Source organism: Curtobacterium sp. HSID17257 (genome assembly GCF_003989515.1).
In the GTDB taxonomy this organism is placed as follows: Bacteria; Actinomycetota; Actinomycetes; order Actinomycetales; family Microbacteriaceae; genus Curtobacterium.
In genome coordinates this window covers 1-1,158 of sequence record NZ_RBLU01000224.1, presented here as the reverse complement: position 1 = coordinate 1,158, position 1,158 = coordinate 1, and the positions used below count along the sequence as shown (strand labels likewise).

Genomic DNA, 1,158 nt, shown 5'->3' with positions numbered 1-1,158 from the left:
CAGCGGCACCCGCCGACCCGCTCCGGCAGCGGACCCCGTGCGACGCCCGCGGTTCGCGGTGCCTGGTACGTCGTGCTCGCGCACCACGCGGAGCACGTCGCGCCGCGCGATTGCGCGGTCCGACGTGCTTCTGGTTGTGCGCGGCCCTGCCTCGACCGGCGGCCGGCGGGCACCGGAGCGTACGACGACGCGGCCGCAGGGCGGCGGGCGGCGCTACGAGCCGTTGCGGTGCGGCCAGCGACCGTCGGCGGTGAAGGAGGGGTCGCGCTTCTTCCGCATGTAGTCCTGGAACGAGGTGGCCTGCTCGGCGCACCAGCCGACCTGCTTGCGGTGGAGCTCTTCGGCGGAGACCCCGAGCTCCTCGGGGTACTTCGCCGCGAGGGCCTGCGCGACACGCCCGGCAGCGATGGCGTCCGCCGCGGCGTCGTGTGCGTCGGACAGGGTCACGCCGTAGAGCTCGGACGCGGCCTCGAGCGTGCGCTTGCCCTTGCGGTAGGTGTCGAGCGCCTTGTCCATCACGAGGGGGTCCACGACGTTGCCGATGACGGGGGAGGCGATGCCGTGCCGGCGGGCCTCGCGGTCGAGCACCGTCAGGTCGTACGGCGCGTTGTAGATGACGAGCGGGATGCCGCGGGCGAAGACGGCCTCGACCGCGGCGACGATCTCGGCGACGACCTCGCCGGCGGGGCGGCCCTCGGCCTGCGCGCGCTCCGTGGTGTAGCCGTGCACGGCGGCGGCGCCCTCGGGGATGGCGATGCCCGGGTCGGCGATCCAGGCGCCCTCCGCGATGGAGCGACCGGTCATGTCGATCAGGCCGACATGGGCGGTGACGATGCGGGCGGTCTCCACGTCGACGCCCGTCGTCTCGAGGTCGAACACGCCGAGCGCGTGCCACCAGGGCCGGCCGCTCAGGTCCTGCACGGCCGGTGCGGCGGGTGCGGGCGTGTCGAGCGCTGCTGCGGAGTACGTCACGCCACGAGGCTAACGGGACACCACCGACACGCTCCACGCGACCCGCCTGCCGGGGCGCCACGACACGCTCCACGCGACCCGCCTGGCGGGCCGCCACGACATGCTCCATGCGACCCGCCTGGCGGGGCGCCACGACACGCTCCGCGCGGCCCGCCCGGCGAGGACGCCAGGACGAGCCACGGCGAC

1 protein-coding gene is annotated in these 1,158 nt (G+C 75.0%); it reads right to left on the bottom strand.

All coding sequences use genetic code 11. The annotated features are described in order from the left end of the window. Window positions 1–213 precede the first annotated feature (213 nt). Entirely contained in the window at window positions 214–912 is a 699-nt protein-coding gene (locus D8M35_RS16155) for a 3'-5' exonuclease (RefSeq protein ID WP_238638285.1), read from the bottom strand. Between the last annotated feature and the right edge of the window lie 246 nt (window positions 913–1,158).